The sequence below is a fragment of the Nocardia stercoris genome, assembly GCF_003696265.1.
GTDB lineage: Bacteria > Actinomycetota > Actinomycetes > Mycobacteriales > Mycobacteriaceae > Nocardia > Nocardia stercoris.
This window is the reverse complement of record NZ_RFFH01000004.1, coordinates 240,406-259,415: the sequence shown is the minus strand read 5'-3', so window position 1 is coordinate 259,415 and position 19,010 is coordinate 240,406. Positions and strand designations below refer to the sequence as shown.

Here is a 19,010-nt window from a genome sequence, read left to right as displayed (position 1 = left end):
CGCGTTCCGGCGTCAGACCGGTGTGCCGGTGGACACCTCGAGTAGCTGCATCAGCATCGTCCGTATCCGGGGCCAGCCGGGGTGGGCGTCGGCGAGGCCGGGCACCGAGGTCAGCACGACGGTGCCGCGCATCGTCGAGGTGGCTACGTCGACGAAGTCGGCGAACCCGGGAGCTTGCGCGCAGGTCGGCAGGAATTGCGCCGCGACGGACCGGATCGATTCCATCCCGATCCGAGTGAGGGACGAAACCCGTTGCGCTAGTTCAGCATCCGTTCGGGCCGCGTTGTAGAGCTCCAGCACGGCGGGGCAGATCGGCAGCGTGTGCAGCTCCCACAACCGGTCGAGCAATTCCAGGGCCCGGTCTCGTTCGGATTCGGCGCGGACCGGTGTCGCCATCGCCCGGGTCGTGAGCTGCTCGATCAGGCGTTCCATGGCGGCGGTCACCAGCGCGCTCTTGGTCGGGAAGTAATGCTGCTGCGCACCCTGACTCACGCCGGCGGACTGCGCGACCCCGCGCGTGGTCAGCGCGCCGTATCCGACCTCCGACAGGGCGCGAATGGTGGCTTCGAGCAGTGCGTCGATCGTCGCCGCGCGCCGTTCCGCCTGGGTCCTGGATCGACACTTCATGCCGGGATCCTACCCAGGTCGGATTTACCAGTCATCCGACTTGTAAGTCGTATGACTGGCAATTAGGGTAGGCGCCGACGATTCGCAGACGCTCGGCGCGACCCAAGTGAGGCAGTACCGATGACCGACACCACCACTGCACGGACCCTGACCGATCCGGTCGCTCTCCCCTGCGGGCAGCACCTGCCCAACCGGCTGATGAAGTCGGCGCTCAGCGAGGCCCTGGGCGACCGGCAGGGCCGGCCGACCCCGCAGCTCGAGCGCCTCTACCGGACCTGGGCGGCGGGCGGCTTCGGACTGGTCGTCACCGGCAACGTGATGATCGACGGGCGGCAGCTGGGCGAGGCCGGCAACGTCGTCATCGAGGACGACCGGCACCTCGATGCCCTGCGCCGCGTGACCGCGCCCTTCGACGACACCGGCACCAAACTCTGGATGCAGATCAATCACCCTGGGCGGCAAGCGAACCCGTTCGGCCGACGGCGCCCGGTGGCACCGAGCGCGATCGCGCCGGGCATTCCCGTCGCCACCCGGCCCCGCGAGCTGACCGGCGCCGAGATCCACGAGATCATCGAGCGATTCGCCACCACCGCGGCCGTCGCCGAGGCCGCCGGCTTCCACGGCGTCCAGATCCACGGTGCCCACGGATATCTGATCAGCCAGTTCCTGTCCCCCTTGGCGAACCAGCGCGACGACGAATGGGGTGGTGACGCCGAACGGCGCCGGCGCTTCGTCCTCGAGGTGGTGCAGGCGATCCGCGGGCGGGTCAGCCCCGGCTTCGCCGTCGGAATCAAGTTGAACTCAGCGGATTTCCAGCGCGGTGGGTTCACCGAGGACGAATCCCGGGACGTGGTGCGGATGCTCGCCGCCGAGAACCTCGACCTGATCGAGATCAGCGGCGGCTCTTACGAATCGCCCGCGATGATGGGCGCGGCGAAGGCGTCGACGGTGGCGCGGGAGGCGTACTTCCTCGACTACGCGCGCACCGTCGCCGATCTGGCCGGCGCGGTTCCGGTGGCGGTCACCGGCGGCTTCCGCAGCTTCACCGGAATGAGCGAAGCTGTCGCGTCGGGCGGCTGCGACGTCGTCGGACTCGGCCGCCCGACCGCCCTGGTCCCCGACGCGGCGGACGCCCTACTCAGCGGCCGCCTGCCGCGCCTGGAGACGAAGACGATCACCGTGCCTTTCGCCGACGCGAACCCCCGGCTGCGCCCGCTGCAGAGCATGATCGACTTGCAGTGGTACACCGACCAATTGCATCGAATCGGCGCCGGTGACGCACCCGACCCGAACCGCGCCTGGTGGCAGACCGCGCTGAGTACCGTGCGCCGCAACGGATCCGACAGCCTGCGGCCCAAGCGCGGCTGACCACGACGCCGGTGTGCCGAGGGACGATCCGAGGGCACCTCCGGCTCCACCCGCTTGCCGCCCCGCACACGCAGAGCGACAAGCGGATCCGGTCAGTTCGCCGGCGTGTACCCGAACGGCAGCAGCACGCTCTTCTGCTCGCAGTAGGCCTCGATCCCCTCCGGCCCGTTCTCCCGGCCGACACCGGAGTTCTTGTACCCGCCGAACGGCGAGCCGGCGTCGAAGGCATACATGTTGACGGCGTAGGTACCGGTGCGGATCCGGGCGGCGATCGCCATGGCCCGATCGAAGTCGGTGGTCCAGACACTGCCCGCGAGACCGTAATCGGAGTCATTGGCGATGCGGACCGCGTCGTCCTCGGTGTCGAACGGGATGACACACAGGACGGGACCGAAGATCTCCTCCTGCGCGATGGTCATCGAGTTGTCGACATCGGCGAAGACGGTCGGCTCGACGAACCAGCCGCCGTCGAGTCCGGCGGGCCGGCCACCACCGGCCACGAGCCGCGCGCCCTCGGCGACACCCTTGGCGATGTAGCCCTCGACCCGTTCGAGCTGCCGCTGCGAGATGAGCGGCCCGACCGTGGCGGCGGGATTGTCCGGCCCACCCACCACGGTGGCCTTCGCGGCGGCGGCGACCAGCTCGACCACCTCGTCGTAGCGGGAGCGGGGGGCGAGGATGCGGGTCTGGCCCACGCAGGCCTGGCCCGAGTTCATCAGACCCGAGAACAGCAGCATCGGCATGATCGACGGCAGGTCTGCGTCCTCCAGGATGATCGCGGCCGATTTGCCGCCGAGTTCGAGGGTGCAGGCCTTGAGCCGGTCGGCGGCTAGCCGGCCGATCTCGCGCCCGACGGCTGAGCTGCCGGTGAAGCTGTATTTGTCGGGCCGCGGGTCGGCGGTCAGCGCCCGCCCGGTCTCGGCGCCGCCGGGGACCACCGACAGCACGCCCTCGGGCAGCCCGGCGTCGGCGAACACCTCGGCCAGCGCGTTGACCGACAGCGGGGTCTCGGCCGCGGGCTTGAGCACGACCGTGCAGCCCGCCAGCAGGGCGGGCCCGAGCTTGTTGACCGCGAGGAACAGCGGAACGTTCCAGGCCAGGACCGCGCCGACGACACCGATCGGTTCGCGGGTGACGAGGGTCTGCCCGTAGTTGCCGTCGCGGATCTCACGCCAGGTGAACTTGTCGGCGGCGCCCTCGTAGTAGCGCAGGGTGGTCATCGACGCCCCGAAGTGCATCATGTCGATGATGCTCGCCGGCTGACCGAGTTCGAGCGAGAGCAGAGTGCGGAAGGCGTCGGCCCGCTGTTCCATCAGGTCGGCGGCTTTGCCGATGATCGCCGCCCGCTCGGCGGGAGTCATTGTGGGCCAGGGCCCTTCGTCGAACGCTGTGCGCGCGGCGGCGCAGGCGGCGGCGACGTCCTCGGGCTGCGCCAGCGGCACGCTGCCGACGAGTTCGCCGGTCGCCGGGGAACGGACGTCGATGATCTCGGTACCGGCGGGCTCCACCCAGCGGCCGCCGATGAAGAGGCGGTCGTAGACGGTCCGTGGGGTGGTCGTGGTGTCGGTCATGCTCGCGCTGTCCTTCGTCGTCGAAAAGTTGGACACACGGTCCAAACATTATTTCCCGACTGGGCGCGCGGCAAGCGGCCGTCGACAAACGCTCAGGGCCGGAAGATCAGGTGGGCGGCGAGGTCGATGTGACCGGCGAGGGAGTCGCGGTCGCCGTTCGGGACTGTGGCACGTACGGGTGCGGAACGTACTCGTGGTGGCGATCGCGTGGCGCGAGAGCGACACAGGCCACGAGGATCAGGCCCACGGCGATCACGACGGTCAGCGCCGCAGCGACCAGTTGCAGGCGCCGAATACCACCACGGAACAGGGCGAACAGGATCGCGGCGGCGACCAGAACCACCACGAGGACCGCGATCACCTGTGGCCCGTGGCCGGAGCTGTCGCCGCCCGCCGGGGCAACATCGGCCAGCACATTCGTCATGATCACTCTCTCTCCGACCCCAGGATCAGCAACAGCACCACCGGAAATTCCAGGTACACGTGATAGGTGGCCACACACGAGTAGAGGGACTTGCCCGCGGCGTAGTCCGCCGCGAACAGTGCGCCGACCGCCGTAGCCGCAGCGAAACCGACTGCCCAGCCACGGATTCCACGCAGGTCCGGTAGCCGGGCCTCGAAGGCAGCGGTCGCGGCCGGGCCGTAGCGCGGCATGAACCACACCCACACCACGTAGTGCATGGTCTGCAGGAACGCGAAGACGGCGAGGAATCGCGCGGCCACGGTCGTGCCGAGCCACATCGGCGGGGTGTATCCGGTGGTCAGTGCGACCGGGCCGACCGTCGACATGTGGTCGAACAGTCCGGTGAGCAGCAGCGCCGGAATAACCAGGACCCACAGGAATTGGGCCGACAGGAAGGTGGCGCGGCCGCGCGGCAGCTCGCGCGACCATTCGATCAGGAACAGCAGTGGCACCAGGTTGTGCACATGCGTCAACACCACGAAGTGGTAGGCGGGGAACAACAGCGAGCTCGCCGCCGCACCGATCAGCACCGTACCCACCGCGACCAGCAGCAGGGGTCGCCGGCGTAACGCGTGCACCGCCGCCACCCCGAGAACGCCGTAGCCGAGCAGGATTTCGGCCTCCTGCGACCACAGCCCGCGCCGAAAAGCCCGGCACAGCACGATCCCGGTGATCGGTATCAGCAGCAGCCGCAGAAAACGCCCGTTCAGCACGTGCGCGAAGCGGCCTGTGACATAACGCAATTCGAGGGCGTTGTGCAGGATGCCGAAGCAGGCCAGCCCGATCAGGGTGAGTGCGGCCGGAACCCGCAGCGCCGCGGTCAGAGCCGCGGCGGCGGCGAGTACGAAAACGGCGGCGAGCGCGGTCGGCCGGAGCGGCTGTGCCACCGGGCCCGGTGCTGCGATCGTCGGCGCGGCCACGGTCCTCCCCTACCATCTCCCCGTGCGATACCCGTGGGCATTGGCTCTCACCCTGCTCGTCGAGGTGCCAATCTATACCGCGATGCTGGTGACGGCGAAGGCTTTCCGGCCCGCCCGCGCGGCCGCCACGGGCACCGCGGTGAACTTGGTCTCCCATCCCCTGCTGTGGTCGATCATCAGCCGTGCCGCCCCGAACGCGTTCTGGGCGACCTTGATTGTCGCCGAGATCGGTGTCTGTCTGCTCGAAGCGGCGCTGGTCTACGCCGTCCGCCGCCGTCGGCCCGGTGAACTCCTGCTCATCTCGGTGACGGCCAACGCGGCGTCCCTGCTGGCCGGCTTCTTGGTGTGAGCGGTCCGGCGAGCTCGGGACGCCCCGGAAGTGCCGCGTGATACTCTCCCCCGGTTAGTTGCATAGATTCGCAATCAGGCATACCAGCCAGGAGAACCATGCCTATCACCACCCTGAACGGGATTCGGCTCAACTATGAGGTAACCGGGACCGGACCGTTGGTCCTGATGATCATGGGCAGCGGCAGCCCCGGTCGGGTATGGAAGAACTACCAGGTGCCCGCGCTGGTGAAGGCCGGATTTCGGGTCGCCACCTACGACAGCCGCGGCATCGCGCCCAGCGACGAGTGCGCCGACGGAATCCGGATGACCGACCTGGTCGGTGACGCCGCGGCCCTGATCGAACTCCTCGGCGCCCCCGCGCACGTAGTCGGGCACTCGATGGGCGCCCGGGTGACCCTCGAACTCGCCCTCGCGCGACCGGAATTGGTGGATCGCACGGTCACCATGGGCGCCGTGGCCCGCTCGCACCCGCTGTCCGCGCTGCTCAACGCGGGCGAACAGGCGTTGTACGACAAGGATGTCCAGCTGCCGCCGCAGTACGCCGCCGCGATCAAGGCGATGCTGAACCTGTCGCCCGCCAGTGTCGCCGACCCGGCCAAGGCCCAGGAGTGGCTCGACATCTTCGAATTCACCTCCGGCGCCAAGACGGCACCGGGCGTGCGGGCCCAGCTGGGCATGGACCGTTCCGAGGACCGCCGCACCGCCTACACCCGGATCACCAAGCCCAGCTTGGTGATCGGGTTCGCCGACGATCGCATGACCCCGGCCGCCATGGGTCGTGAAGTGGCCCAGGCGATTCCCGGCGCCCGCTACACCGAGCTGGAGCAGTGCGGCCACTTCGGCTATCTGGAGCAGCCCGAAGCCGTCAACCAGGCGATCGTCGGCTTCCTCACCGGCGCAGCCTGATTCAACATGGGGTCCGCGATGAACGAACTACCCCCGTGCCCGCGGTGCGAGAGCGCTTACACCTATGAGCTGGGCGCGCTGCTGGTCTGCCCGGAGTGTGCCCATGAGTGGTCCGCGGGCACCGAATCAGCCGACACCGCACCGGTGATCAAGGACGCGGTCGGCAACGTCCTCGCCGACGGCGACACCGTCACCGTGATCAAGGACCTGAAGGTCAAGGGCTCGAGCACCGGCATCAAGGTGGGCACCAAGGTGCGCAATATCCGCCTCGTCCAGGGCGTCGGCGACCACGACATCGACTGCAAGGTGGACGGCATCGGCCCGATGCAGCTCAAGTCGAGCGTGGTCAAGAAGGCGTAGTGCGGGTGGGGGCCAGCCGCGCCGGCCCCCACCCGCGGCCCGCTAGCCGGACAGGCTGAACAGCGGCAGAGTGCTTCCGGTCGGGATGCCCGACTGGGTGGCCAGGAGCCCGAGCTGGTTGCACAGGTTGTACGGACCGTTCTCCACCGATCCGAGCACGGGCCCGGTGGTGTCGACCGGCGGCGGGAACGGGCTGTCGGTGAAACCGCCGGAGCCGGAGTACGGCGGGGTCGGGCAGACGGCGAACTTCCAGGTCGCGGTGTTCGAGCCCTGGGTCGCGGTCACGGTGTACACGCCGCTGCTGGTCGGCGTCCACGTGGCCGTGTAGTCGGCGTAGGCGGGGGAATAGCCGGGCTGGGCCGGGGCGACCAGCTGCGGTGCCCCGCTGGCCACCGCCGTGCCGTTGACCGTGATCGTCACCACCGACGTCGTGTCGGGGGTCCGCACATCGAAGGAACAGGCCTTGTGCTGGTAGCAGCCGCTGTAACTGAGCTGGTACTGAACCGGCGCCACATCCGCCGACGCCGTCGCCGCGTCGATCCCCGGCAGCACTGCCGCGGAGATTCCGGCAACCGCCGCAACGGCCCTGGTCATATTGTTTTTCATCTACATCCTCTGACACTGCGTGCGACGCACCCACCGCGCCGCGGCTCACACGGTATCCGCCCGTCGTACCGGCCCGAACCGAAAACGAACAATCCCGTTCATAGCTCGCCGGGCGACTCCGTCACGCCCCGAGCAGGGAACCCAGCCGGCGATGCCGGTGCCGGAAAAGTGCCGCGACGATGCCCCGCAGCACCGCGCCCGCACCCGGCACCAGAGCCAACGGCGGGCGCGGCGCGAAGGTCAGCGTGTCGGTCACCTCGGTGCGGTCGCCGACAGGGCGCAGCGCGCGCTCGTGGATCCACGGGCGCATCGACAGCATGGCCGACTCCTCCCGAAACCTGCGGCCTTCGTCGATCTCGGCGATCGTGATGTCGTCGTAGTCGATGGGCAGCACACCGAACAGCAGGAGAACGCTGCGCCCGATGTGCATTCCGGGCGTGACATCCGCGATCGTCGCGCCCCGGAACGGCCGCGGGACGGTCATCCGCAGATAAGGCCACAGTTCGGCATTGAAGCCCGCCGGGGTGGTGACGGCCGCCCAGACTGCTGCGACCGGCGCATCGACCAGGCTCGTCCGCACTACTCGTTCGAATGTCATTGCACTGCCCCCACTTTCGCCAAACTGCCGTTAAGGTTAGCCTAACCAATTGATCCGGCCCGCGGGCGTGTTTCGCAGCCCACTCCCGGCACCGACAGCGCAGGGCGCCGAAGGGAACCGGCCCCGCGCGTTATTGGTTAAGATTGAAATCATCAATCCACCGACATGCGGGGTGATCATGCCGAGCGACGAGACGGTCGACGAGGGCGTGGCCTGGCGGGCGTACATCGAGGCGAGCCTGCGGCTCGAAACGGTGCTCGACGAAACTCTGCGCGCGAGCACCGGACTCACCCTGATCGACTACCACATGCTGCTCCTGCTGCGGGAGGCGCCGAGTCACCGGCTGCGCATGAGCGAGCTCGCCGATCGCATGGTCTTCTCCCGCAGCCGGGTCACCTACCAGGTGAATTCCATGGCCAAGCGCGGCCTGGTGGTGCGCGAGCCGGCACCGGACGACGGCCGCGGCGCGGTGGCGGTGCTCACTGCGACCGGCCTGGAGTCCTTCCTGAACGCGGTCCCGCACCACTCGGCCACGATTCGAGCCCTGTTCCTCGACGACCTCGACCCCGCCGAGCTGGCGGTCCTCGGGCGCGTGTTCACCCGCCTGCGCGCCCGGCTGCAGGGCACACCGGCAGCGCCGAAGGGCGGGGAATACTCCGGAGCACCCCTCTGTTCTGGTGATTGAAATCTTCACTACATGCCAGGAGGCGCACCGTGCAGTTCGGAATCTTCACCGTCGGAGACGTGACCACCGACCCCACGACCGGAGTCGCCCCCACCGAGAGCGAGCGGATCCACGCGATGACGCAGCTCGCGCTGAAGGCCGAAGAGGTCGGCCTCGACGTCTTCGCGACCGGCGAGCACCACAATCCGCCGTTCGTCCCCTCCTCTCCCACCACCATGCTGGGCTGGGTCGCCGCGCGCACCGAGCGCCTGCTGCTGTCCACCGCGACCACGCTGATCACCACCAACGACCCGGTGAAGATCGCCGAGGACTACGCGATGCTGCAGCACCTCTCGGGCGGCCGCGTCGACCTGATGATGGGCCGCGGCAACACCGGCCCGGTCTATCCGTGGTTCGGCAAGGACATTCGCGAGGGCGTGAACCTGGCGATCGAGAACTACCACCTGCTGCGCAAGCTGTGGCGCGAGCCGGTCGTGAACTGGCAGGGCAAGTTCCGCACGCCACTGAGCGGGTACACCTCCACCCCGGCGCCGCTGGACGGCACACCGCCGTTCGTGTGGCACGGTTCGATCCGCACCCCCGAGATCGCTGAACAGGCCGCCTATTACGGCGACGGCTTCTTCCACAACAACATCTTCTGGAACAAGGAGCACACCGAGCAGATGGTCCGGCTCTACCGGCAGCGGTACGAGTACTACGGCCACGGCGCCGCCGAACAGGCGATCGTCGGCCTCGGCGGGCAGGTGTTCATGGCGGAAACCGAAGCGGCCGCGAAGAAGTACTTCCGCCCCTACTTCGACAACGCCCCCGTCTACGGGCACGGCCCGTCGCTGGAGGACTTCACGGAGATGACCCCGCTCACCGTCGGCACTCCCGAGCAGGTCCTCGAGAAGACGCTCGGATTCGCCGACTACGCCGGTGATTACCAGCGCCAGCTGTTCCTCGTCGACCACGCCGGCCTGCCGCTGGAGGCCGCGCTGGAGCAGGTCGAGATCCTCGGCCGTGAGGTGGTTCCGGTGCTGCGCAAGGAATTCGAGCTGCGCCGCCCCGCCGGCGTGCCCAGCGACCCGCCCACCCACGCGAGCCTGGTCGCCGCCGGCCCCGAGTCCCCGTTCCACCTGGTCGAGCCCGCCCGCGAGCGGCTCACCGCGAATGCCGAAGGGTAAGAACATGAATCGAACCGTCGTCGTGCTCACCGCCGGGGTGTCCCAGCCGTCGTCCACGCGGATGCTCGCCGACCAGCTCGGCACCGCGCTGTCGGCGGCGGTGGGCGCGCGCGGTGAGCAGATCGAGCTGCAGTTCATCGAATTGCGGGAGCTGGCAGCCGATCTCGCCACCACGGTCACCACCGGCGTCGCGACCCCCGCCATCACGGCAGCTCGGGAACAGGTCACTCGGGCCGCCGGAATCATCGCTGTCACACCGGTTTTCGCCGCGAGCTACAGCGGCCTGTTCAAGATGTTCGTCGATATCCTGGATCCCGAATCGATCAACGGCATGCCGGTACTGATCGCCGCCACCGCCGGGACCGAACGGCACGCCCTGGTCCTCGACCACGCCCTGCGCCCGCTGTTCACCTACTTGCGGGCCGTGGTCGTGCCGACCGGAGTCTTCGCCGCCACTTCGGATTTCGGCTCCACCGGGCTGTCCGAGCGCATCACCCGCGCGGCCGCCGAACTGGCCACCCAAGTGGTGTCGGTACCGACCGCGGTTGCCGGCTTCGTGCCGGACCCGTCGATCCGGCCGCGCCGCTCGGGCAACCAGCTCGACGCCGTCACACCGTTCAGCCGGCTGCTGGCCGGGCACACCGGGGACGCGCAGCCCGCCCACACCAACGGGCACGTCGTCGGCTGAGCACGGCGGTGGCCGCTTCAGGCCACCGCCCGCCCGGGCTAGACCAGCTCGGGAACCCGCAGGTGCGCCAGGGCCAGCTCGAATTCGCCCACATCGAGGATCTCCACCCCGGTCCGCCGGGTGCTCTCGTCACGGATCGCCTCGGCCTGCTCCCGGCTGCGGTCCAGCGCGGCCGCGCTGTCGAAGGTTTCGGTCACCACACCGCGGCCCGTCGCCCGGTTCACCAGCATGCTGGCACTGCAGAAACCGTCGAGCTGCTCGAGCTGCGGCAGGCCACCGACCCGGAAGCCCTCGATCGCCTCGTCGAACCGGCCCGTGGCGGTCTGCCCCCAGATCACGCGCGAGTAGGCGCCCGGTCCGGTCCGGTGGTCGCGGTGCAGCAGCGCGATCTCCCATTCGTGGACCTGGGCGCGGCCCCGAAACATGGCCATGGCCCGGAAGGAACTGATCGGGCCCTCGCTGTCGCGCATCGCCTGCTCGGTCTGCCAGGCGCTGGTGGCGATGCACCGACCGGACTGCATGTCGACCAGCAGCGACATGCCGATACATCCGGGCATGCCCTGCACCGCGGGCAACACCGTGTCACGGACGGCGGTGATCCCTTCGTCGATCGCGGACAATTGCGCCTGCACTGTCGTGGAACGTGCGAACACGTCTAACTCCCTCCGCCAACGGGGGCAGCGCCCCGGCGGCGCCACCGATGGATCCGGCCCGTCGACACCACCGACACGTTGCCAGTGGGTAGCCAGACCACCTGCCACTGATCTACAGCAGCCCATATCCGAATTGCCATAGGCTCGCGACAGTTGTTATCGGGTCGGCACCTACCCGGCCCGCCGGTCACGAACGGGCTGTTACTGACCGCCCGCGTTACCCGCCTTCCAGTCCGCCCACGGGACGTTCCAGTCCCCGAGACCGTCGATCCCGGACAGGGTGTCGCCGACGGTGTTCGACACGATCGCGATGTCACCGCGCTTGGCGTTGTCGTACACCCACTCGGCGTCCTCCGGGCTCAGGTTCAGACAGCCGTGGCTGGTGTCGGTGGAACCCTGCGCCCACACCGACCAGGGCGCGGAATGCATGAAGATGCCGCTGTAGGACATGCGGGTGGCCCAGTCCACCGGCGTGCGGTATCCGCCGGGGCTGCCCGAGGGCAGTCCGAAAGTGGTGGAGTCCATGATGATCTGCTGGTGGCGGTCACTGAGGATGTAGATGCCGTTGGTGGTCGGCGAGGACTCCTTGCCCATCGACGTCGGCATGGTCCGGATGACCTGCCCGTTTCGCTCGACGGTCACCAGCTTGGTGTTGTCGTCGGCGTGGAACACCGTCGCGTCACCGACGGTGAACGTCGCGTCCAGGTCCGAGTCGGGCAGCAGGCCGCCACCGAGGTTGTGGCCGTAGAGGTCGGCGTGCACCGTCACCTTCGTGCCCTGCGCCCAGAAATGCTCCGGACGCCAACGGACTTCCCGGTTGTTCACCCAGTAGAAGGCGCCCTCGACCGGCGGCACGGTTGTGACGGAAATCGCCTTCTGGACCGCGTAGCGGTTCGGCACGTCCTCGTCGAAGGCGACCGCCACAGGCTGACCGATACCGACGACTTCCCCGTCGTCGGGCGTCAGATAGGGGTGGGTCTTGTGCTCGGGGGCGATAGTGGTGAAACTCACGGTCTTGAAGACCTGCTTCCCCAGCCCCACACCCGCGGTCTGCAGCCGATAAACGGCCCCGAAGGCGAGCTTGTCGTTGGCGTGCCACGACGTCCCGTCCGGTGCGAGGGTGCCCGCCACCGCACCGTTCGGGCCGGTCAGCGTCACGGCAGTCAGCTTCCCCTGCTCGATCCGGACCGGCAGCAACGTGTCGACGCCGACATCGACCGCGCCGTTCTCGGCCGGCAGATCCAGTTTCGGCGTCAATATCTCCGCCACCGACTGCGCGCCGGAATGACCGGCGGAATCATTCGACCGAGACCCCCCACATCCTGCGGTCACCACCGCGACCAGCAGCAACGCCACCGTCGGCCCGGCCAGCCGAGTCAATCCGCGAATCTTCATGCCCATCCCCTGTCCCCAGGCGAATCCGGCGGTGGAGTTCAGCCCGTCGGAACGATCGACAAACAGCCCGCCGATCATGCCAGCCCCAACCCGGACAGAACCGACAACCACGCCGCACCGAAACCACCTCGTTACCCACGATGACCAGGCGATTTCGTCAACTGTCCGACTCCCTGTTATTGTTTCCAGGCACCGCAGAGCGGGGCACAACGAAACAAGCGCCATTAGCTCAATTGGCAGAGCAGCTGACTCTTAATCAGCGGGTTCGGGGTTCGAGTCCCTGATGGCGCACAGTTAACCCCCTCTTCGGAGGGGTTTTCTTTGTCTACCTGCGGAAGCAGGTGGGCGGGGTTCCTGCTGGTTTCCTCCTAGCGCCCCTTTGATTTTCGTCGTTTCCCGGGAATTTCAGGTGCATAACCACGTGCCGGATCAGGGTCGGCCGGTGCCGCGCGGACCGGCTCGGGAGCCGGTTTGGGCGCCAGGGAGGACAGGGCTTTCGCGTTCGCCCGGGGCACGATCCGGGCCGGGGCCTTGGCGTAGTACTTGACGTTCTTCTCGCTGGTGTGGCCGAGTTGCTCGGCGGTCGCTTTGGAGCCGAGCTCGGCCATCACCGTGCCGGCACCGGTCTTGCGGGTAGTACCGAGGGTGACCCACTCGAACTCGGTGCCGCGAGCGTTGTTCCACGCGCGACGCACATTGTTCAGGTATCGCAACGTACCTTCCCGCGACGGGAACACCAGGTTCAATGGGTTCGGTGTCTTGCGGGCCAGGTGCTCGTCCTGCAGGCGCCGGAATACGGGTAGGGCCCATTCCGGGATCGGCATGCACCGGATCCCGTCCTCGCCGGTTTTCGTGTGCGGCTGGCGGGTGATGGACTGCCCGCGAACCTGTTTGGCGATGCCGGTCACCCACGCGTACGGGGCGGGATCGCCGTTCTCGTCGACGGCATCGAGGTCGATGCCACCGGAAACTCCGTCCTCGCGGCCGGGCTCGTCCCAGACCAGGCCGAGAATCTCACCGGGCCGGCAGGTGAGTGCGAGGCCGACTTCGAACAGGTCGGGAATCGTCTTGTCCCGATCGGACATCCGCCCCGCCGGTGTGCCAGGGATGGGCTCGCCGGCCACCCAACGCTGGAGCTGGGCACGCAGGCGTGACAGCTCGTCTGCGGTGAGACCGCGTGGAGCTGCAGGCTTGTCGCGGATTTCCTCGATGGCTTCGGCCGGGTTGGTGTCGATGAGTCCCCATTGCTTGGGGATCGCCATGATCTCGATCAGCAGCAGTCGATGCCGCTGCGCTTTCACCCGAAATCCCAGATCCAGGATCGCATCCACATGCGCGATGAGCCTCGGCGCAGTCATCTCACGAATCGAAAAGTCCGCGAGATCCTCGATCTTGATGACGTCCTTCGGCGCCCGCGGATCCTTCGAATGGAAGACTTCGCTGAAATAGATTTCCAGGGACCCTTGGTCGCGGTTCCGCGGGTTCTTCTTCAGCTGCCGGGTGTGCCAAGCGTCAATGACCACACGAAATTTCGAGTCGGTGGTGTAGTCGTTGACCTCGGACCGCCGAACAGACTTGCGTTTCTCGGCATTCTCGAAGTAGGCGTCCCGCGCAGCGGTCCGAGTCGCTCCTGTGCCCTGCATTGGCTCGGTCTTGCCGTTGAGCCGCATGTAGCCTCGCGCCACGATGCTCTTACCGTTGCGGCTCGCATGGTAGGTAGGGTTGGTCGGTACGCCCTCGCGCATCGGAGGGCGTCCGCGCTTGGCCAAGAGTCATTCTCCTCACGTTTGGTGTCATAGCCATCGGAACAATCGGTTCCACGAACCGCGCCAACGAATGAACATTGATCAGGTTTTCGTATTCGGATCCTTCCCACCCACATTTGTTGAGATACGATCCACACCCGCCAGTGGCGCCTCTCCCAGTGGGCCCACATACCGTGGGGGCCAATAGACTAGACGGGCACCTGCTTCGTGCTTTTCACTTGAACACAGAAGCCTCCGTCCATATTAGGCTTCGACACCGCTCTTGGTGGTTCACAGGTGAGGTCAATCGCCGGCCGACCTATGTGATCCGATCGCCATTCACGGAGATATCCGAGCGGTCAAACGAGTCCGATAGGAGCGAATTGTGGCCGACCGACTGCCCACCCGAAAGTGTGTATCGAGCAGATTCAGCTGTCAGCGCAACCTTGAAAGCAGAAGCTTCATCGCGAGTGACGATATATCGGCGATAGCCCGATTCTGCCAATGCATGAACAACCCACCACAGTCCGCGGCAGTGGACGGTCGTCACGTAAACCAGATTCGCCGGCTTGACCCTTGCGGTCCACTCACTCGCATCCAGGAGACCATCGGTGATAACTCAATTCGTCGTGCGGAAGTTTGGTGCCAAGGCAACGATATTCGCCTTAGATGAGGATTCGCACCACCGCCAACGCATTTCCGAACTTACCGTCGTGACCACACTGAGTGGACCTCATGCCGATCTAGCACAATGGGTAGCCGGCTGCATGAACCAATACCTGACCAGCGCCGATTTACGCGCACTAGGACCGGAAGTGCCATTCCAGGTACTGATGTCCCGAATTCCTGGCCCAGTATGGCAGGCCATCAAGACCTTCCTTCTCCATATCGACCCCATCCAGCCCGGACAATACGATGAGCTAAGTCATACCGCCGCGCGAGACATCGGCGGCTACTACATCAAATGCACTGACGACCTCCCGAGGTTAATGCAGTCCGCCGCCGACCTCGACCTTGGCATCCGCATTGCGAACGCACAGATCGACAAAAAGACCGGGTGGAGTGTGAGGATTCGCAACACCGCGGGTACATACCGCAACGACTTCTCGAACTGGTCTGGCGAGCGCAGTACGTGGCCGCTACCTTCCGGCTGCTCGCTACTAACGGCCCACCAGGTGATCGAGGATCCTGAGGAAGCGATCGATATCGCTCACGACGAATCGATGAACGGACGCCGCGTGCGTATTCATCGTGCCCTGCCGCATTTCGTCCACTTCATGGAAGACGACGACGGTCACCAGATCGAAACCGACCCTGACTTCTACTGGATCGTGGATGTCTTCGATGAGCCGATTCCACAGCGATTCACCGAGACCGGAAAAATTCGGGAGCTCTAGGCCGAATCAGCGGCCTCCGGTCACGAGACACCGCGGCACCCAAGAAGGACACCCGGATCGGTAGACTCCCGCCGGTCCGCCATCCGACCCGGCAGGACGCCAACTGCGCACACGACAACACCCCACGCAAAACCTTAAAACGGGAAAACGGCGATTCCCCGGCAATCGTGATCCGATCATCGCGACTGCCGACTAACGCGCCCCTCGACCGCACCTCCCTATCTGAGCACGACGTCGTCTACCTGACGCTATTTCGGCCCTTGTCTCCTAAGCAGGGCGAGCACGCTGCGGAACGTCAGTTGGCTTCTCAGCGCAATCGGGCCGAGACCTTGACCTCGTCAACGTTCAGTTGTGACTGCCCTCGGCCTCAGGCTCCTCAGACGAATAGTAGGATCTGCTCGTATGGCTCTGGCTCTTGCTCCAGTCCAGGAGCATCAGCTAGATCCGGGTCCAGGTCGCGAGATCCGTCGTCTGCCGTCTCGATGTACTCGACCCGGTCGTCTTCCGCGGCGGGGTCGTCGTCAGTGATTGTCGGTAGGACATATTCCTGGGCCAAGCCGGCCAGATGCAATGGAAGCGGCAAGGACAGCGCATCCAAGTAGTCCGGCGCTTGACGCAACTGATGGACAGCCAGCGCGATCGCCTCCGGCTTGTCACTGTGGTCATCACTATCTCCGGCGCGGTGACATCCGAGGATGGCGATCTCTACCAGAGATGGGTTCCACGCAGGCTTGTCTGCGTCGATCGTCAAATTGCCGGCGTTTTTGCCTCGTGTGAGTTCCCTCGGTGCGAGACGGTCGGCACTGACAGCCGAAGCCTTGAACTGGCTGGCTTTCTCGGTGGTGCTGTAAAAGATGCGCTGTTCGGTTCCGGACCTGCCGGACTGTGTCCATAGGCCGGCGGGCAGTCCGTTGATGCCATCCGGTTCACCGGCTACACCCCACCATTGAGGTGTTTCGCGCCCCGCCGATCCACGTATCCGGACCAGACGTAGGTTGTGATGCAATCCGGAAGCTGGGGCGTGACCCGTCTTGATCAGATCCATCACAACCTTGCTGTCTTGCAGCCACGGCCAGTGTTGCCGACTGTTCTGAGAGTGAGTGATCAAGATGGTTGGCTGGCTTCGTAACGAGTAGATCATGCGTTGCAGAAAGCTGGCAGCTTCTTGCCTTTGCTGTTCCATGTTTTTTCGCCAGGCGGCCCGGGTGATCCTCTTTTTGGCTGGCTCAGTGCTCGGATCGGCTGCGGTGGATTCAACATCGGCCGCCGTGCCGGGTTCGCGGTCGATGTTAGAGATTTCAGCCTTTCGGACCAGTCCGAGAAGGAACCGCGGGTATGGGATCCACTCTTTGGCGTCGTCGTCCCAGCCTTCGATCTGCGCTCGGCCATTTCCGTGTGGCATCGGGGTCACACGCACTGCGACAGGCATGTGCAGAGGCAGACGAGTGGGGCCGTCCTTGCGGCGTTTGACCATCCAGACCGCCGCGTACCGGAGGTTCTCGGGGAGGTCGCCATGGAGGGTGTGTTCTGGCAGGACACGTACTCCGAGTTGCCGTAGTCCGTCCAGCCAGCTGGAGCGAACGCGGTGGTCTACGTTCTTTGCATTCTTGATGCCTTTGGCATTCGAGGGGACGGCTACGAACTGGGTGAGGACACCGGCGTCGGCGCAACCGAGCCGGACGGCGAATTTCGGATCGGTGTTCGCAGGTACGAATGTGCTCCGGTGGGCGATTTCGACCAGGGCGAGTGTAGGTGTTGCGCTACGAGCGCCATCATCGGTCAGGTACCTGACCAGCTCATGGCGTCGTGTGTTGATCGCATCGCCGAGGGCTGTTGTCCCGGAACAATTCCGCTTGTTGATATGAAGCTTGTCAGCAAGACCTCCAGATAGTGGAATACAGCGCAGAACGACCGTCAGTTCCGGGGTGTGCCACTGGCGCACCACGGCGTTTCCGGGCGCGGCGCCGTCATAGTCGGTACAGGTACCGTGACGTTGGCCCAGCTCCGGTAGGAGTGCTTCGCCGTCACCGTCCAGGCCGAGGATGTCGCTCAGGGCGGTGATCGCGGCCTCACGTACCGTCGAGGTCTGCCATAGAAGCCTGAATTCGACGACCGCAGGTCCATCCATCGGAGAGTGGTGGTCGCCGGCGTTGATCCGGGCGGCTGCACCGAGAGCACTGCGGCGCTCGTACGCCGCGCGTTCTTCCTCGGTTTTCTTAGCGGCTCCTTCGACAGCAGCACGAGCATTGGCGGGTTTGCTCGTGCCGGCGGTGCTGCGGGCCAACGGCTGCGCGCGGACGAGTTCCGCAGGCAGCGCTTGCTCGGCCCACTCGATGATTTGTGATCGCTGGTGAGACATCAGCCCTGGGCCGATCTCGTGTGCGCCCATGTGGTTGCTGTGGACGATGGCCGCACGGACACCCGGGCCGTCTCCGAGCCACGCTTCCGGCGCTCTGAGCAGCGCCTCGGGGTCTGGAAATGCTTGGCGTAGTGCCAGATTGCGCAGGATTCCGGCGGGGCCGTTCTCTGCCCAGTCGACAGCGCTGCGGCGTTGGTCGTAGGCCAATTTGGCCACAGCGTACCTCTCACTCGCGGGAGCGCCGGGCAGCCATGGGATCGTGGGTCTGAGGTAGACGGTGGTGGCGCGGCGGTAGGGAAGGTAGACCCTCCCGGTGTCTGTGCGGGGATGTGTTGCCCATCGCCGGACGCCGGTGTGTATGTGCAGCCGTGGCGTCGGGTCCAAGGGGACTGTGTGCAGGGTGATGTTGATGGTGATCGAGAACCACCATGTCCTGCCTTTGATCTGGTGGCTGTGTGGCTGAGACATCAGTTCCGCACCCTTTTGGCGCGCCCCGCGCGGAATAGCGCGGAATCTCAACACACCTGTCCCGAAGTCGTATGGCTCCAGTGCCATGATGCGCCGCGCCAAGGCATCGGTCGCCAGCTGGAACTGACGGGCGGCCGGCGCTGCCGTGCCACCGGTTGTCAGGGGGCAACCGAGCAGATCCACGGTATCGTCCTGCCAGAGCAGAGGCGAGGCGTCAAGTTCGGTGAGGGTCTTCGCCCACAGGTCGCGATAGCCGGGAGTGCCGACCGCCGATGCCGGTCCGAGTGTGCGAAGCCAAGCCGACAGGAGCCTGTTCATCGTCGGTCCGGGTAGCGGATCGGGCAGCCCCGCAGGAGAATACAGCCAGAAGTCCTTTTCCGAGACTGCCGTATCCTTCGGCCGTGCGCACACGACTAGATCCGGGGCGAGACTTTGTAGCACTCCGTCCAGGCGATATGTGGGCACAGTACGGTATAGGTCATCTCCCTGGTGCCGGCCGTAGTTGCATAGTCCGAGCAGACTTTCCCGGGCCTGTTCAGGAAACTGTAGTGCCCGGTACTCGATCGTCCACGGGGCCGAGTGCGGCGCAAGGTGGTATGCGGCTCGCGTGACGGTCTTGTATGTGAAGCCCACAGTCAGGGTTCCCTTTCCAGCTTCATGTCGTGATCGATGGCTAGATCTGTG

At 66.0% G+C, this 19,010-nt stretch carries 18 protein-coding genes and 1 tRNA gene; 9 read left to right on the top strand and 10 right to left on the bottom strand.

Annotation, left to right across the window (positions count from 1 at the left end; translation table 11 throughout):
* Window positions 1–12: 12 nt before the first annotated feature.
* Window positions 13–627, bottom strand: a complete 615-nt coding sequence (locus EBN03_RS12155) for a TetR/AcrR family transcriptional regulator (RefSeq protein WP_122188094.1) — start codon at window positions 625–627, stop codon at window positions 13–15.
* Between the two features lie 120 nt (window positions 628–747).
* Between EBN03_RS12155 and EBN03_RS12150 the strand changes: the two genes are divergently transcribed.
* Entirely contained in the window at window positions 748–1,995 is a 1,248-nt protein-coding gene (locus EBN03_RS12150; protein WP_122188093.1) for an NADH:flavin oxidoreductase/NADH oxidase family protein, read from the top strand.
* Between the two features lie 92 nt (window positions 1,996–2,087).
* On the opposite strand, the gene EBN03_RS12145 is transcribed toward EBN03_RS12150, so the two are convergent.
* The 3 genes from EBN03_RS12145 to EBN03_RS12135 all read right to left on the bottom strand — a co-directional run bounded on the left by EBN03_RS12145 (window position 2,088) and on the right by EBN03_RS12135 (window position 4,949).
* A complete protein-coding gene (locus EBN03_RS12145) occupies window positions 2,088–3,566 on the bottom strand; it encodes an aldehyde dehydrogenase (protein ID WP_122188092.1) in 1,479 nt (492 codons plus the stop codon).
* 106 nt (window positions 3,567–3,672) lie between these two features.
* The gene (locus EBN03_RS12140; RefSeq protein WP_122188091.1) at window positions 3,673–3,990 is read right to left on the bottom strand and encodes a hypothetical protein; all 318 of its coding nucleotides are present in this window, start codon (window positions 3,988–3,990) and stop codon (window positions 3,673–3,675) included.
* Window positions 3,991–3,992: 2 nt separating this feature from the next.
* Complete coding sequence (locus EBN03_RS12135) at window positions 3,993–4,949, bottom strand: hypothetical protein (RefSeq protein ID WP_122188090.1); 957 nt, start codon at window positions 4,947–4,949, stop codon at window positions 3,993–3,995.
* 22 nt (window positions 4,950–4,971) lie between these two features.
* Between EBN03_RS12135 and EBN03_RS12130 the strand changes: the two genes are divergently transcribed.
* From EBN03_RS12130 to EBN03_RS12120, 3 genes are all read left to right on the top strand, one after another.
* Window positions 4,972–5,298, top strand: a complete 327-nt coding sequence (locus EBN03_RS12130) for a hypothetical protein (RefSeq protein WP_147471557.1) — start codon at window positions 4,972–4,974, stop codon at window positions 5,296–5,298.
* A 98-nt stretch (window positions 5,299–5,396) separates the two neighbouring features.
* Window positions 5,397–6,206, top strand: a complete 810-nt coding sequence (locus EBN03_RS12125; RefSeq protein ID WP_122188088.1) for an alpha/beta fold hydrolase — start codon at window positions 5,397–5,399, stop codon at window positions 6,204–6,206.
* 18 nt (window positions 6,207–6,224) lie between these two features.
* The gene (locus tag EBN03_RS12120; RefSeq protein WP_122188378.1) at window positions 6,225–6,566 is read left to right on the top strand and encodes a zinc ribbon domain-containing protein YjdM; all 342 of its coding nucleotides are present in this window, start codon (window positions 6,225–6,227) and stop codon (window positions 6,564–6,566) included.
* A 42-nt stretch (window positions 6,567–6,608) separates the two neighbouring features.
* Here EBN03_RS12120 and EBN03_RS12115 read toward each other — a convergent pair whose 3' ends face one another.
* On the bottom strand, window positions 6,609–7,160 hold the full coding sequence (locus EBN03_RS12115) for a hypothetical protein (RefSeq protein WP_147471556.1): 552 nt from the start codon (window positions 7,158–7,160) through the stop codon (window positions 6,609–6,611).
* A 133-nt stretch (window positions 7,161–7,293) separates the two neighbouring features.
* Window positions 7,294–7,770, bottom strand: coding sequence for an SRPBCC family protein (locus tag EBN03_RS12110; RefSeq protein ID WP_122188086.1), 477 nt, complete (start codon window positions 7,768–7,770; stop codon window positions 7,294–7,296).
* 178 nt (window positions 7,771–7,948) lie between these two features.
* On the opposite strand from EBN03_RS12110, the gene EBN03_RS12105 reads away from it, so the two are divergent.
* Genes EBN03_RS12105 through EBN03_RS12095 form a run of 3 tightly spaced genes read left to right on the top strand, consistent with a single transcriptional unit; the run spans window position 7,949 to window position 10,309 of the window.
* Window positions 7,949–8,455: a MarR family winged helix-turn-helix transcriptional regulator gene (locus EBN03_RS12105; protein WP_122188377.1), complete on the top strand. Its 507-nt coding sequence runs from the start codon at window positions 7,949–7,951 to the stop codon at window positions 8,453–8,455.
* Window positions 8,456–8,484: 29 nt separating this feature from the next.
* Window positions 8,485–9,621: an LLM class flavin-dependent oxidoreductase gene (locus EBN03_RS12100; RefSeq protein ID WP_122188085.1), complete on the top strand. Its 1,137-nt coding sequence runs from the start codon at window positions 8,485–8,487 to the stop codon at window positions 9,619–9,621.
* 4 nt (window positions 9,622–9,625) lie between these two features.
* Window positions 9,626–10,309, top strand: coding sequence for a CE1759 family FMN reductase (locus tag EBN03_RS12095; protein ID WP_122188084.1), 684 nt, complete (start codon window positions 9,626–9,628; stop codon window positions 10,307–10,309).
* Window positions 10,310–10,347: 38 nt separating this feature from the next.
* Here EBN03_RS12095 and EBN03_RS12090 read toward each other — a convergent pair whose 3' ends face one another.
* Window positions 10,348–10,962, bottom strand: a complete 615-nt coding sequence (locus EBN03_RS12090; RefSeq protein WP_233608328.1) for an antibiotic biosynthesis monooxygenase — start codon at window positions 10,960–10,962, stop codon at window positions 10,348–10,350.
* 201 nt (window positions 10,963–11,163) lie between these two features.
* Window positions 11,164–12,363: a L,D-transpeptidase gene (locus EBN03_RS12085; protein ID WP_122188376.1), complete on the bottom strand. Its 1,200-nt coding sequence runs from the start codon at window positions 12,361–12,363 to the stop codon at window positions 11,164–11,166.
* A 212-nt stretch (window positions 12,364–12,575) separates the two neighbouring features.
* Here EBN03_RS12085 and EBN03_RS12080 point away from each other — a divergent pair.
* Window positions 12,576–12,648 (top strand) — tRNA-Lys (locus EBN03_RS12080).
* A gap of 77 nt (window positions 12,649–12,725) precedes the next feature.
* Here the strand turns inward: EBN03_RS12080 and EBN03_RS12075 are convergent.
* Window positions 12,726–14,126, bottom strand: a complete 1,401-nt coding sequence (locus EBN03_RS12075; protein WP_147471555.1) for a site-specific integrase — start codon at window positions 14,124–14,126, stop codon at window positions 12,726–12,728.
* Between the two features lie 587 nt (window positions 14,127–14,713).
* Here EBN03_RS12075 and EBN03_RS12070 point away from each other — a divergent pair.
* A complete protein-coding gene (locus EBN03_RS12070; protein WP_147471554.1) occupies window positions 14,714–15,499 on the top strand; it encodes a hypothetical protein in 786 nt (261 codons plus the stop codon).
* A gap of 376 nt (window positions 15,500–15,875) precedes the next feature.
* Here EBN03_RS12070 and EBN03_RS12065 read toward each other — a convergent pair whose 3' ends face one another.
* Window positions 15,876–18,959, bottom strand: coding sequence for a pPIWI_RE module domain-containing protein (locus tag EBN03_RS12065; RefSeq protein ID WP_122188080.1), 3,084 nt, complete (start codon window positions 18,957–18,959; stop codon window positions 15,876–15,878).
* Window positions 18,960–19,010: the final 51 nt, after the last annotated feature.